Annotated in this window: 11 protein-coding genes; 8 read left to right on the top strand and 3 right to left on the bottom strand. The window is 61.7% G+C overall.

The genetic code is table 11. From position 1 onward, the window contains the following. Positions 1 to 163 precede the first annotated feature (163 nt). The 8 genes from ABVK50_RS05470 to rlxS all read left to right on the top strand — a co-directional run bounded on the left by ABVK50_RS05470 (position 164) and on the right by rlxS (position 7,900). Complete coding sequence (locus tag ABVK50_RS05470; protein ID WP_353642525.1) at positions 164 to 1,126, top strand: zincin-like metallopeptidase domain-containing protein; 963 nt, start codon at positions 164 to 166, stop codon at positions 1,124 to 1,126. Positions 1,127 to 1,176: 50 nt separating this feature from the next. Continuing rightward, positions 1,177 to 1,596 carry a DUF2958 domain-containing protein gene (locus ABVK50_RS05475; protein WP_353642524.1) on the top strand — a complete coding sequence of 140 codons (420 nt, stop codon included), beginning with the start codon at positions 1,177 to 1,179 and terminating at the stop codon, positions 1,594 to 1,596. 76 nt (positions 1,597 to 1,672) lie between these two features. After that, on the top strand, positions 1,673 to 3,403 hold the full coding sequence (locus ABVK50_RS05480) for a ParB/RepB/Spo0J family partition protein (RefSeq protein WP_353642523.1): 1,731 nt from the start codon (positions 1,673 to 1,675) through the stop codon (positions 3,401 to 3,403). A 382-nt stretch (positions 3,404 to 3,785) separates the two neighbouring features. Then, entirely contained in the window at positions 3,786 to 4,109 is a 324-nt protein-coding gene (locus ABVK50_RS05485) for a DUF736 domain-containing protein (RefSeq protein WP_353642522.1), read from the top strand. 154 nt (positions 4,110 to 4,263) lie between these two features. Next, positions 4,264 to 4,533, top strand: a complete 270-nt coding sequence (locus ABVK50_RS05490) for a helix-turn-helix domain-containing protein (RefSeq protein ID WP_353642521.1) — start codon at positions 4,264 to 4,266, stop codon at positions 4,531 to 4,533. Then, positions 4,530 to 5,078 carry a S26 family signal peptidase gene (locus ABVK50_RS05495; protein WP_353642520.1) on the top strand — a complete coding sequence of 183 codons (549 nt, stop codon included), beginning with the start codon at positions 4,530 to 4,532 and terminating at the stop codon, positions 5,076 to 5,078. Before ABVK50_RS05490 ends, ABVK50_RS05495 begins: the two co-directional genes overlap by 4 nt. Further along, entirely contained in the window at positions 5,066 to 5,752 is a 687-nt protein-coding gene (locus ABVK50_RS05500; protein WP_353642519.1) for a transglycosylase SLT domain-containing protein, read from the top strand. Before ABVK50_RS05495 ends, ABVK50_RS05500 begins: the two co-directional genes overlap by 13 nt. A gap of 177 nt (positions 5,753 to 5,929) precedes the next feature. After that, entirely contained in the window at positions 5,930 to 7,900 is a 1,971-nt protein-coding gene (gene rlxS, locus ABVK50_RS05505; RefSeq protein WP_353642518.1) for a relaxase/mobilization nuclease RlxS, read from the top strand. Positions 7,901 to 8,653: 753 nt separating this feature from the next. On the opposite strand, the gene ABVK50_RS05510 is transcribed toward rlxS, so the two are convergent. From ABVK50_RS05510 to ABVK50_RS05520, 3 genes are all read right to left on the bottom strand, one after another. Next, entirely contained in the window at positions 8,654 to 10,000 is a 1,347-nt protein-coding gene (locus ABVK50_RS05510; RefSeq protein WP_353642517.1) for an IS5 family transposase, read from the bottom strand. A 244-nt stretch (positions 10,001 to 10,244) separates the two neighbouring features. Beyond that, positions 10,245 to 12,179, bottom strand: a complete 1,935-nt coding sequence (locus tag ABVK50_RS05515; protein ID WP_353642516.1) for a UvrD-helicase domain-containing protein — start codon at positions 12,177 to 12,179, stop codon at positions 10,245 to 10,247. After that, positions 12,163 to 14,130, bottom strand: a complete 1,968-nt coding sequence (locus ABVK50_RS05520; RefSeq protein ID WP_353642515.1) for an AAA family ATPase — start codon at positions 14,128 to 14,130, stop codon at positions 12,163 to 12,165. The genes ABVK50_RS05515 and ABVK50_RS05520 overlap by 17 nt, the downstream gene beginning before the upstream one ends. Between the last annotated feature and the right edge of the window lie 52 nt (positions 14,131 to 14,182).

The following is a 14,182-nucleotide window of genomic DNA, read 5'->3' on the forward strand; positions in this document are numbered from 1 at the left end:
CTTCGGGTGCGGCCCGCCTCATTCAGCGGGCCAAGCCAGTCGCGTTCTGCCGCCCACCCCACTCAACGGGGGCAGGCACGCGAGATTGGGATCGAGCGCTGCCTCCACCTCCCCATGGGATCTTCCGGGGAAAGGCGCGCGAGTGGGAGCGGAGGACCAGACGATGCGCGCAACCGAAAAGCGTTCTGCCCGAGGCGAGGCCGGCGCAAAGAAGGGCAGCCGCCCGAACGCGAGCCTTTATCAGGAGATCACCGACCGCATCATTGCCGATCTGGAGCGTGGCAGCGTGCCGTGGGTCAAGCCATGGGGCAGGGCCAATGCCGGGCTCGGTCTGCCGAGGAACGCCGCCACCGGGCGCTGCTATTCCGGCATCAACATCCTGATCCTGTGGGGCGCGGTCATCGAGCGCGGTTACCACAGCCAGAACTGGCTGACCTTCCGGCAGGCGCTTTCCCTTGGCGGCAATGTCAGGAAGGGCGAGCGCGGCGCCACCATCGTGCATGCCGACCGCTTCATCCCGAAAGACGAAAAAGAGCGCGCCAAGGACGAAGGCGACGAGCCGCAGGCCGTGCCTTACCTCAAGCGCTTCACCGTCTTCAATGTCGCGCAGTGCGACGGCCTGCCCGAGCACCTCTGTGCCGCCGCCGAGCCGCTGCCCGAGCGCGAAATCTTGCCGCAGGCCGAGGCGCTCATTCGCGCGAGCGGCGCGGATTTCCGGATCGGCGGCGAGCGCGCCTTCTACAGCCAGTCCGCAGACTACATTCAGGTGCCGCCGCAGCCGGCCTTCTTCGAGCAGATCGACTATTACCGCACCTGCTTCCACGAGCTTGGCCACTGGACCGGACACCCGAGCCGGCTTGCCCGCGACCTTTCCGGCTCTTTCGGTTCCAAGGCCTATGCCCGCGAGGAACTGGTCGCGGAAATTGCCGCTGCCTTTATCTGTTCCACGCTCGGCATCGAGCCGACCGTGCGCCATGCCGACTATATCGGCTCATGGCTAAAGGTGCTGCGCGAGGACAATCGCGCCATCTTCCGCGCCGCCAGCCTTGCCTCCAAAGCCGCCGATTTTCTCCTGGCTTTCCACCAGGATGAAGCCGAGCCGCCGCAGGAGGAGATCGCGGCATGAGCAGGCGCGCGGAAAATCAACTCGACCTGTTGTGACGAGGAGAACCCGACATGATCCTGATCACCGATGAACTGCGCGCGCGGCTCCTCGCCAACGGCGCAGCCGATGCCGAAACCGACCATGTCCCCATCGTGAAACTGTTCGATCCGGCGGGGGCGGCGACCTGGCTTCTGACCGAACTGGACGCGGACGGCGACACGCTCTTCGGACTTTGTGACCTTGGCTTCGGCTTTCCCGAACTCGGCAGCGTCAGCCTTGCCGAGCTTCAAACCGTCAAGGGACCGCTTGGCCTCGGCATCGAGCGCGATCTCCACTTCGCGACGCGGTTTCCGCTCTCGGTCTATGCCGAGGCCGCGCGCATCGCCGGCCACATCACCGAGGCCGAGCGGCTCCTCCGGCAGGCCGCGGCGGCACTTTCAATTCCCGTTTCCGAGCTTCCGCCCGACACGGCGGAGGACAAGCGCCGTTAGGCGCAAAACCGTCCCCGCCGCTCGGCCTTCGGCCTCGCGGCGGGGCTATTTTCACCCACCCCAAAGGAGACAAACCATGCAGCTTGCCCACATTTCTATCGACCAGTTGAGCGTGTCAGCCATCAATATGCGGCATTCCAAACGCGCGCCCGACATCTCCGACATCCTGCCGTCCGTCCGTGCGCGCGGCGTGCTCGTGCCGCTTCTGGTGCGGCCCAATGGCGAGCCGGAAACGTTTGAAATTGTCGCCGGGCGGCGACGCTACTTTGCCGCCAAGACGGTCGCCGACGAGCGCGGCGAGGCCGAACCACTGCCCTGCGCGGTTCTGGAGGACGGCGACGATGCCGATGCGCTCGAAGCCTCGCTGATCGAGAACCTCGCCCGCCTCGATCCCGACGAGGTGTCGCAATGGGAGACATTCGCCCGGCTCGTCAGGCAAGGCCGAACCGTCCCCGACATCGCCGCAACCTTCGGCCTTACCGAGCCTCTGGTAAAACGCATTCTGGCGCTCGGCGACCTCCTGCCGAAAATCCGCGAGGCCTATCGCCGCGAGGAGATCGACGCGGAGACGGTGCGCTATCTGACCATGGCCTCCAAGGCTCAGCAGAAGGACTGGCTGGCGCTGTTTGCCGATCCCGAAAAATATGCGCCCCGTGGCTACCAGCTGAAACAATGGCTGTTCGGCGGCCAGTCGATATCGACGGCGGTGGCGCTGTTTGCTGTCGAGGACTATCCCGGCCTGATCGTCTCCGACCTGTTCGGCGAGGACAGCTATTTCGCCGATGCCGACCTGTTCTGGGAAAAGCAGAACGCGGCGATCGCCGCCAGACGCGATGCCTATCTGGCGGACGGCTGGGCCGAAGTGATCGTGCTGGAACCGGGTCAGCATTTCCACTCATGGGATCACGAAAAGACGCCGAAGAAGAAGGGCGGCAAGGTCTTCATCACCGTCTCGCATCGCGGGGAGGTCGAGTGCCACGAAGGCTGGCTGTCGCGCAAGGAAGCCCGCCGCGCCCGCGCGAAAGGCGAGGGCGGTGGGGAAGCGGAGACGGCTGCCAAGCCCTCGCGGCCGGAACTCTCCGGCCCGATGCAGAACTATGTCGACCTCCATCGCCACGCCGCCGTGCGCACGGCCATGCTTGACCATCCGGGAGTCGCGCTGCGCCTGATGGTGGCGCATGCCCTCGCCGGTTCGGGCCTGTGGCAGGTGCGCCCCGAGCCGCAGCGCGCCGCCAACGAGGCAGTGGCGGCGAGCATTGCCGGCAGCAAAGCCGAGGCCGCATTCTCCGAAAAACGGCGCGAGGTCTTGGCCCTGCTCGGCGCGCCGGATGAGGACGGAACCGTCTCCGGGGGGAATGGCGACGACTATGCCAAGGCCCGCGTCTTCGCCCGCTTGCTGGCACTCTCCGAAGACGATGTCATGCGTGTTCTCGCCATCGTCATGGCCGAGACGCTTGAGGTCGGCAGCGCCGTGGTCGAGGCGCTCGGCAATCATCTGAATGTCGATATGGGAAGCTGGTGGCAGCCGGACGATGCCTTCTTCGATCTGCTGCGCGACAAGGAAATCGCCAACGCCATGCTGGCCGATGTCGGCGGCAAGCACGTTGCGGACGGCAATGTCGCCGAGAAGGTGAAGACGCAAAAGACGATCATCCGCGATTGCCTCTCGGGTGAGAACGGCAGGCAGAAGGTCGAGTGCTGGCTGCCGCGCTGGCTGAAATTCCCGGTCGAAAGCTACACCGAGCGTGGCGGTTTCCGCACCGCAGATCAGTGGGCCAGGGTCCGGTCGCTGTTTACCTCCGAATAAGCCCGTCACGCCGGGCGGCGGCTTGTCGATAGCCGCCGCTCGGCGCTTTTTTAGGGTTGCACTGCTGCACATTCTCGCCCTTGCAACCCGTCTCGCGCGGCAAGAATCTGGCCGACAACCTCGTCCCTGTCCGCGCTCGATCACCACGCCGGCATGTCTGCCGGGGCTGCCGGTCGCATGGGCACATCTGTCGATCCGGCAAAGCATCCAAGCGGACGCATACCTGTCGCCGCACGTCGTCTGCTCGTTGCGTTCACCGCGATCAGGCGACCTGTCTCCTTGCGTCTTGAAGGACCATTTCCCTGCGGCTGGCTTGTCGACCTATGGGCGGTCCGCCATCGCAGGGGAATGGTCCCCGGCGACAACAAAAGGAGACTTCGAAATGACCGCGATCGGTTACGTCAACAAGCAGGAAAACGGCGGCTACAAGGGCCAGCTGAGGACGCTCAGCGTCCGCGCCGACATCGACATCGTGCCCAACCAGAGCAAGTCCGCCGACAACCATCCCGACTTCCGGGTGCTGACTCAGGGCGTCGAGGTCGGCGCCGGCTGGATCCGCACCGGAGAGATGTCCGGCAAGGACTATGTGAGCTTGTCCATCGCCGCACCGGAGTTCGGTCCGCGCAAGCTCTACGCCAATCTCGGCCGCGCCGCCGGCCAGGACGATGACGACACCTACGCTGTCATCTGGAACCCGGCCGACTGACCGGCCGATTTGAGCCCTCGCGCCGCGGCCGGCGCGGGGGCTTTTGCCTTCCGAAGGGGCGGCGAAAACTCCCACCCGACTCTTCGCCCGTCCCGGAAGCGCTCTCGCTCGCCGATCCTCGCCGTCTCCTTCCGTGAGCGAAACGAGGACCACCATGGACGACGAAAACGAGCGCGCGGCCCGCGCCAAAAAGGGCAGTCCGTTTCTCAACACCGCGCAGGCCGCCTTCTATATCGGCCTGTCGCAACGGACGCTGGAAAAGATGCGGCTGACCGGCGGCGGCCCGAAATACCGCAAGCACGGCCGCTATGTCCGCTACCACATCGACGAGCTCGACGACTGGTCGAAAGGCCGCTCCCAGCACACCAAATCCGAGGATGATCGCGGCGGTTCCGGCTCTGCCGGCGATGGGGGCCGGTCATGACGGGGCGGCCTTCGATCCATCTGATCGGCAGCCGGCTGAAGCGCGCCCGGGCGCGCCGGACCATCGCAGTTGCCTCGATCGGCCTGAGCCTGATCGGTTTCACCGCCTTCGTCAAACCATCGCCCTGGCTGGTCTGGAACCCCTCGGCGAGCGCGCCGGTCGGCTTTTACCGGATCGCAAACGACGCACCGATGCGCGGCGATCTCGTGCTTGTCCGCACGCCTGAATCCGTCGCCAATCTCGCCGAAAAACGCGGCTACCTGCCCCGCAACGTGCCGCTGGTGAAGCGCATCGCCGCGCTGCCTGGCGAGCATGTCTGCGCCTTCTACCACCTCATCATCATCGGCGGCGAGATCGTCGCGCGCCGCCTCGAGACGGATGTCCAAGGCCGTCCGCTGCCATGGTGGAACGCGTGCCGCAGGCTCTCCGGTAACGAGGTCTTCCTGCTCAGCGGCGAGGCACCCGGCTCTTTCGATGGCCGGTATTTCGGGCCGGTTCCGGTCGGAAACATCATCGGGAGGCTCGTGCCGCTATGGACCGAGTGACCCTCCTGATGCTGGGCATGATAGCAGTCGCCCCATGCGCCTGTGCCGCCTCGACCGGCGCTGAACCGGTCGCCATCTCCCATGATCCGCAGCTTGAACGATGGCAGGCGTTCGTATCGCAAGCAAGCCGGCGTTTCGGTATTCCTGAGCCCTGGATTTACGCCGTCATGGACGCTGAGAGCAACGGCGAGACCATGCTCGAAGGCCGTCCGATCACCTCCCACGCCGGCGCAATGGGCCTCATGCAAATGATGCCTGGCACCTGGCGGGAGATGCGTGTCGAGCACGGCCTGGGCGCCAATCCGCACGAACCGCGCGACAACATTCTCGCCGGAACAGCCTATTTGCGCGCCATGTATGACCGCTTCGGATTCCCCGGCCTGTTCGCCGCCTACAATGCCGGACCCGAGCGCTACCAAGAGCATTTGCACAAGGGCAGGCCGCTTCCGAAGGAGACGGTTTCCTATGTGAAAACGCTCAAAGAAGCAGCGATTTCGGCTGCCGACATCGACGAATTCAAAGGCGAATCCGATGCCTCCAAGAAGCCGGACACACCTTCCGGGCGGTCGCTGTTTTTCCTTCGCGACGGCATTCGCGCCCGTGAATCAAAGGGTGATCTGTTCGTGCCGCTCGGCAAGGAACGTGTTCGGCAGAAGAAGCCGGATCGCGGGTGATGTGTGGGCGGTGCGGGCAGGGGGAAGGGGCGGGCGCGTAAGGCAAGATAAAGGCACCGCCTCCACGAGGCGGTTAAGTTCCTGTCTGCACATCGTTTTTGTCAGAGGCTGCTTGCACGCGCCGGAGGCTATGACCTGAAAGTCGCTGATCTTGCTGCTAAATATCCGGAGGCTGGCGTGAAGGATGACGAGTTCAAGCCCAGGCTTGGCAAGATCCGGTCGAATGGCTCGAAAGCAGGAACGCGCTACGCCAACCAGCTTCGGTCGGCGATCAATCGGGCAGGCGGCAAACACCAGCGTGGCGCCCGTTTCAGCGGAAGCCGGGCAGGACGCGGCGGGGCGGTCGCGACACTGCTTAAGTCACGCGACCGCCATGCCGCGTTTCGCCAGCGCCGGGTGATGGTCAAGGCGCGCATCGTCAAGCTGGCCGGCAAGGGTATTGACGGGGCGCGGGCGCATCTGCGCTATATCCAGCGCGACGGCGTCACCCGCGAGGGCGAGCCCGGCGAACTCTACGGCGCCGAGAATGATCACGTGGACGGCAGGGAATTTGTCGATCGCTCGAACAGCGATCGTCATCAGTTCCGCTTCATCGTCGCGCCGGAGGACGGCATCCAGTATGACGACCTCAAGCCGCTGACCCGGCGCCTGATGGCGCAGATGGAGGAAGATCTCGGCACCAAGCTCGACTGGGTCGCCGTCGATCATTTCAACACAGGCCATCCCCACACCCACATCATCGTCCGCGGCAAGGACGACAGGGGCGAGAATCTTGTCATTGCGCGGGAGTATATTGCGAGCGGCATCCGAGAACGAGTGGCCGAGCTGGTCAGCCTCGATCTCGGCCCACGCACCGACCGCGAGATCGAACTTCGCCTGCGCCTGGAAATGGACCAAGAACGCTTCACCAGCATCGACCGGCAGCTGCTGCGCATGCGCGACGATGATGGAATGGTCTCGCCGGTGGGCCGCGACGCGCCTCGCCAGACGCTTCACCAGCGACGCCTGCGCAAGCTGGAGCGGATGGGTCTGGCCGAAGAGACCGGTCCGGGCCGCTGGCGCCTGAACGATGCTCTCGAGCCCACGTTGCGCCGCATGGGCGAGCGCGGCGACATCATCAAGACCATGCATCGCGAGCTGACCGGCAAGGGGCTCGTCCGCAGTGCCGCCGACTGCATCATCCACGATCAATCCAGCGAGCCGGCTCAGCCTGTCGTCGGCCGCGTCGTGGCGCGCGGGCTCGCCGACGAGATCAACGACCGGCATTATCTCATTGTCGATGGCGTGGACGGCAGAACGCACTGGATCGATATCGGCAGGGGCGAGGCGACGGAACCGACGACTGAAGGCTGCATCGTGCGCGTCACGGCAAGCAACACCGAACCCAGGCAGGCTGACCGCACCGTCGCCGAGATCGCCGCCGCCACTGGCGGGCGCTACAACATCGACATCCATCTGAAACATGACCCGTCCGCAACCGAACGTTTCGCCGAAACGCACGTGCGGAGGCTAGAGGCGATCCGTCGTGCGACCGGCGGGCTGGAGCGCGAGCCGGACGGCACCTGGATCATCGCGCCGGATCATCTCAGCCGTGTGGCGGAATACGAGCGTCAGCGGGCCAGGGCCGAGCCTGTCACCATCGACAAGCTCTCGCCTTTGTCGCTGGAGCAGCAGGTCGGTTTCGATGGCGCTACCTGGATCGACCGCGAGCTGGTTTCCGATAGACCGGAGCCCTTGCATGATTCGGGCTTCGGCCATGACGTGCGAGAGGCGCAGACTCGTCGGCGGCAGTGGCTGATTGCAGAAGGCCTTGCGCGTCAAGAGCAGGATCGGGTCGTCTATCGCACCAACATGCTGGCGGTTCTGCGCCAGCGCGAGCTGATCCGTGTTGCCGGTCAGCTCTCGGAAGAACTCGGTCTGTCCTATACCGAAGCGCGACCCGGAGACCGGGTAGAGGGAACGCTCCGCCGTTCAGTTGAACTCGCCAGCGGCAAATACGCCGTCATCGAGAAATCGCGTGAGTTCACGCTGGTGCCGTGGCGGCCGTTGCTGGAGCGGCATATCGGCAAGCCGGTTGCCGGCGCTATGCAGCGGGAGGGGATTTCCTGGACAATCGGGCGGCAGAGAGGGGGACCCGGCGTTTCTTAGGTCGGAATGGATAGCGTCATTGACCGCAGAGCGGAGCTCAGCGCTATGGCCCGCCGAGCGCATTTGCGGGCATTGGGGGCCGCACCAGGGCTCATCAGAAGCGTCTCTACAGAGCTAATGTTCGGCGTAGTCCCGTCGCAATTTACAAAACCGCTCCTACATTGGCTTCCCAAGCGATGCGCACCAAGCATTGAGATCCGAGTGGAAAATCGAAGTAGGGCCGCGATTGCCTTCAACTCACATCCGCAAGAAAAACTGCAAATGCGCGTCGGAGCGGCCGGTCGTACTGAGATGGCTATGCGGGTCTATTCCCGCAAGCCGGTAAGCGTGGGGAACAGCAAACCTGTTTGTCCGGCTCGCAAGACGCTGAGCGCGCTGCGAATGCAGCTCCGGTCGATGCGGGCAAGCTCGTCGAACTTGCCGTAGCGTCACATGGGCGAGGTTCGTGTCGTTGTCCCGAAACGTCACGATCAAAAGGAACACTTTCAAGGCGTTTAGTTCAGCCACGCTCCGAAGCTTGAAATCCGAAAACGCCGCGATCACCCTACCGCCGTAGAGACTTGCAGGCAGCTTTCCCCATCCTTCGTTCGGATTGAATCCCACCCGCTGGAGAAATTTAGCCGAGGAGAACGTTTATCTTCTAGAGACAGTGCGGGGGCAATTAGGCCGTCGATTGGATACTTTCCTTTTAATCAGAATGATGGGTTCACAATTGACGGTTCAGGAATGTGTCGACCGTGAACAATCCGGGTCCTAAGCGGCGACCTGTTTTTCCCGGGGTTGAAGCACAGCGATCAAGAGCGACAAAAGCGCCTTCAGCCACCTGAGCAGGAGGGAGAAGTTGTAACCCGCGGCGGCCAGGATGGCGTTGATCGCGTCGCCTTGGGCGTGGGCGAGGTCGTTGCGGCCCATCCTGTGTTCGCTTTTGATATGGCCGATCACCGGCTCGACCGCGGATCGTCGTCGCATCTGGCGTTTGATGGCCGGCGTCACGCGACGCTTCTGGCCTGCAGTGAAGACCCTAAACCTGTGACTTTGCGGCGCGTTGTGGCCGCGGTAGCCGGCGTCTGCGAGGATGCGCTCAATCTCGGCGCCGATGGTGTCTTCCATCGCGGGAATGACCGTTCCCAGCGTGTGCCCGTCATAGGGGTTGCCGGGAAGGGCCATGGCGTGCAGGGCGAACTGGCCGCCCTTCGAGCGCTTCAGCGTGGTGGCGATGGAGACTTTGACGCCGAATTCGTAGGGCGCGTGCGCCTTCCCCTTGCCGATGCACTCGACCTCATGGGCGTGCAAGCTGTAGATCTTGCGGCCGCGCTGACGCTGCCTCTGTTCGAGAACGGTCGAGGCCTGGTAGAGCGGCCACTTGAAGATCGTGTCCAGCTCCGCATCCTCGGCGATCTGGCGCTTGATGTCGCGGATGATCCGCCCGAGATAGGTCTTCAGTTTGCGCAAGGCCTTGCTCGCCCTCTTGAACTGCTTGGCGTGCGCATAGCGCTGATGCTTGATCAGCGCCAGCTTGCCGACCCGGACATAGCTCTGGCGCAGGTCAAGCCCCACTCTTTTCGCCAGCCGCACCAGCCGCTCGCGGGCGCGATGGATGAGCTTGGCGTCGGTCGGGAACATCACATTCTTGGGCTGCACCGTTGTATCGACGATGACCCGCCGCGTGTCCTGCGGCTTCATCGCTCCGGTCTTCACCGCCACCGCCAGGCTTTCCTGCAGCAGGGCCGTGATCCGCTCCTCGCCCATGCGCTGACGCCAGCGCGTCATCGACGAGCGGTCAAACGGCAGTTCATGTTGGAAGAACTCCTCGCCGCACAGGTACTGGAAATAGGGATTTTCGATCCAGCGCTCGCACAGTGCCTCGTCCGACAGGTCGAAGGTGTGCTTGAGGATCGCCAGCCCGGCCATCAGCCGTGTCGGCAAGGGCGGCATGCCCGGTCCGTCGGAATAGACCGCGCCGAAACGCTCTTCCAGCACCGACCAGTCGATGGCCTGCGTCAACCGCACCAGTTCGTGCTTCATGTTGAGAATCTGATCAAGGCGGGCGCGGAACAGATCCTGTTCTCCCCTCTCGCGCCGCTCGCGTGGTTTGCCCATCCCCTGGCTCTCCGATTCACCGCGATAAGGGCAGTGAATCACGCTTTGCCGGGCAGGAAAACCACAAACTGGAATTGCAAGGAAACGACCCACAAATAGGCCGTTTCCTGCAATCTCGAAGTCAACACCGCAGCCATTATCTACGAAATATCAGTGGCTTCCGAATTCTTCACGGCCGACGAATGTATCTGAAACAGTTCACGAACGACGCCTTGTGAACTATTAGGTCGCCAAACCGCCTGCGTCAGACGGCGAGAGTAACAATCGCCCAGCCCTTGACACCTTGAAGAGCGTCACGATGTGCGGCCGAAATCCGATCCCGGTGCACCGCTAGACAAATCAGATGACGTGCGCGGCTGGTTGCAACATAGAGCTTCTTCATGAAGCCGGCGCGCAACGAGGCGTTGGTCTTTGGATGCGCGGGGTCGAAGGCAGGCCTTTGGAGCCCGTCGTCGATGAGAAAGGGCAGCATCTCGGCCACGTCAAAGAGCTTGTTCAGCTTGGTCTCCAGCACCAGGGTTGCATCGTGCGTTTCGCCTTTGACGCCGTGAATTGTCGAAACCTCCATTATGATTCCGTTCGGCGCGGCATAGACGTTGCCTGGAAGGGCAGCCGCGTCTTGAAGCTCGGCCGGGACATCGGAAAATGCCATGAACGGAGCGACTTCCGCACTGGCAATATCGACTTCGCAGCATTCTCCCAGTTTCGTCGCCAAAGAGCCCCAGTGTTCCGGGGAAAGACGATCCGTCATCATCATTTCGGCCATCAGGCGATTGAAGTTCTCACCCTCGTTAGTGCCGGCAAAGTAGCGGCTTAGGTTCGCCAGCGAAATCGCCCCCGCTTTGCCGTTGCGTCCGACTAAGGTTTTGCCCCCCAGCCGAAGTAGTTCGACGGCGCTCTGCTTCAGCAAATGATAATGGCTGTGAACGGGACCATCTTGAAGTTCAACGCAGAGCCGAAGCGCACCGCAGAACGTGGAAGGGAGGGGAGCGCGATGGCCGCGCGAGCGATCAAAGGCAGGCCAATAGCTCTGAATGTTAAGCGGATTGTTGGCGCCTTCTGCATTCTGAGAGATTCCACCTACTACCTTGATTGTGCGGCGATGCTCCGCCGGGAGGCCCTCAACGATTTCACCGAATTTCGCGAGCACGTCACCTATCGTGGCATCGTCATAGACAATCACAGTGCAAATGGGGGAGTCCGGGAGCGCCGCCCTCGAACCGGTAAGGGCGATCCGGCGCGTGCTAAGGCCGCGCACCTTCGACGCGATCGCTTGAGTGAACCGGCCACTGTCTGGAATAGGCTGCAAAACCACGGCGGCACCGTTGAAGCTTTCGTTGGGCTGGTCGCCGGGCATTCCATCGAAAATTGCCTGATCCGGATCACCGACTTTCTGAAACTTAACGTCGTCCGAATTCGAGAAGAGTCGCCCAAGGAACTCGTCCTGGTATTTCTGTGTGTCTTGCATCTCATCGATCATAACGATCGGGAAGCGGTGCCGCAGCGCGGCCGCGACAGCAGGATTGGAAACCATCAAATCCTCTGCCAAGGCGAACATTTCCGAGAAGAAAAAGAATCCGTTTTCTATGGCGGCTTTCTTGGCCGCCATCATGAAGTTGTATGAGTGGGTGTGCGCTCCCGGATTGCCCGGAACCTTGATGGTAAGCGCGCCATTCTCAAACACAACGCGCAGGTCCGAGACGCTCGCGTGTTTGTTCAGTAGAAACGTGCGAGTTCCAACTGGCAGTTTGCGGAACAGAAATGCGTCGGTCGAGGCGTCGTCGATACGTTGCGCTGGATAGCCCTTCGATCGGCAAGCCGGCAGCGCCAGGAACGTGTGCGTGAAATCCTGGATCGTCCCGATGAAGTGGGGGTAGGAGAGAAGGCGCCGTCCCGAGGCATCTCTTTTGATGCGGGACAGAATTTCATCCTTCGCGATATTGGTATGAGTGAGTACGCATACTCCCTGGTGCGAGGCGGACCATTTTTGCGCCAAAAGCATCAGCTTCAGGGCAATAACGGTCGTCTTTCCTGCTCCTGGGCAAGCGTGGATATGTTGGTAGTCTCGAATTGCGCCGCGTCGCGCATCGTCCAGCACAAGAACCCGATCGGCGCTCGCCCCTTCATTGAGGCGAACGAGCAAAGCCTCGATGGCCTCATCCTCAAGCTGCGGCAGCATTCACTTCGGCCTCCTCGGCGGGCGGTGCCAAAGGAACGCCCGTGATGTACCCCAAGGCAGCGAGGATATAACGGGGCAGCTTCGCTCTTAGTGCGTCTTTGCGGGCGAGACTTTCGGCCTCAGCTGCCTTCTGACGACCTTCGGCCTGCTCTGGTGTCTCGCCCGCGACGGGGAGGGAAATCACTGGTCCGTAACGCTCGGCCAGCAGCGCGGAGAGTTTGTAGGCAACGGATGTTTTACCTCCGCGCGATTCGGCGATTTCTTTGAAAATCGCGATTGCGCGCAACTCCTCGTCCGCGGGCAGTTCAGCAAAACCATTGGTGCTGCCTTTCAACGCCTCGTACACCTCGGCAGCGAGGCCCGACCGAATGAGCGCGTATTCAAACGTCCAGTGATCAGAAAGTTCGACGCGGACATTCTGACCGGCAAGCGCTTTACGATTGTTCATCCATTGGGTCCGACCAGCGGCATTCCCCGCGTAGTGCGATTCCCAATAGTGCTGATTGCGTTCTTTGGACTCGATGAAACCGTACGGATTTCCTTCGGCAATCTTCGCCCTCTCGGGCCAGAGGTCGAGATCACGCAGGCAGGCTATCCGGGTGCTCAGCCATTCGACGGGCTCTGCATCTTTGCCTCTGCGCTGGAATATGTTGGCAAACGGCGCGAACGCGATGCTCCCGACATTTATGACGGACACCCCGAAATCCTCGAAGGATGCGCCCAGGAGATCAGCAAATGTGGATAGGAGAATATTCTCTCCGTCGCCTTCCACCAAGATGACGCCCTTTGCGAAGAAGAGATTCGATTTCGTCACGTCGAGAAATTTCTCAAGGTAGACGTAATTCTCTGGCGCGAGTTGGGTCTCTTCCTTACGCAGAGAGAAGGCCTTTCCCGCCGACATGATGATGATGCTTTCGAGGGGAGCTTTCGACGCGAGGTTTGGGCTGTGTGTCGTAAGGACGCTTTGAAGGGACGAATTTCGCCCGCCGAAGCCTTCGCGCAGCGCTTTCAGAAACTTCATCTGAAGCTGGGGATGCAAATGCGCTTCAGGTTCTTCGACCAGGAGCAAGGGAAAGTCGTGCTGCTCCTGCTCTAACAGCAAGAGCTCCGTCGCTATAAATAGTAGGTTGCTGTAGCCGAGTCCTTGATAGCGCTCATGTGCATCAATCAGCAGCTGAAGCCGTTCCAGAATGGCTTTGAACATTTGCCGCCGCTCGACGTCTGTAAGCAGCGCGAGGTCGGTCCCACCCATAATGCTGATCAATGGACTCAAGGGATTTGTCTTGAAATCCAGATCGCGAATCTGGGTTTGAACGCGATCTCGCGCGGAAGTGACGCCCTCATTTCCCATGATCGTCTGATTAGCCGTAACGATCGCAGAGAGCAGCTCGTCCACCACGTTCGCCTGCCCGAATTGCTCTGAGGCATCCAAAATTTGCGCAAGGCGAGAGCCGCGCCCGCCCATCAGTTCAGCTTCTGCATCACGCAGCGGCCGAAGGTAGGTTGTCGCGAGAAATTCGCGCGCTTCACGTTCGATACTCGGCCCGTCCGCATTCGGTCCTGAGCGGATCTCAGTGCGAATTTGCCGTGTCCCTCGAGCCAGCGGCGAAGTCTGCTCGGCCAAAAGATTTAAGTACAGAACCGACTTGCGACCTTGTGCGTCCGTCAGTTTTTCGTGGGTGAGGTGCTCGACGAATGCAGCAGCCTGACGGCTGTTGATGTCCTCAAATTTCAGCTGAATAGAGAAGGATGTAGCGCCCTTCCGGAAATCGCGGTCCTGAATGCGTACCCACTCGCCGGAATTGACCGATAGTGCATACCGCAGCGCGTCGATGAGCGCTGTCTTTCCACTGTTGTTCTCGCCAACGATAATGTTGATTCCAGAGTTCAGGCGAACCTTGAAATCCGCAAACAGCCGGAAATTCCGAATCGTGATCTCAGACAAAAACATATCTTCCCCCAACGCCAGAATAGTCGCCGCGCGTGCGTCCGGCTACCGAATT

The organism is Mesorhizobium sp. WSM2240, assembly GCF_040438645.1.
Lineage (GTDB): Bacteria > Pseudomonadota > Alphaproteobacteria > Rhizobiales > Rhizobiaceae > Allomesorhizobium.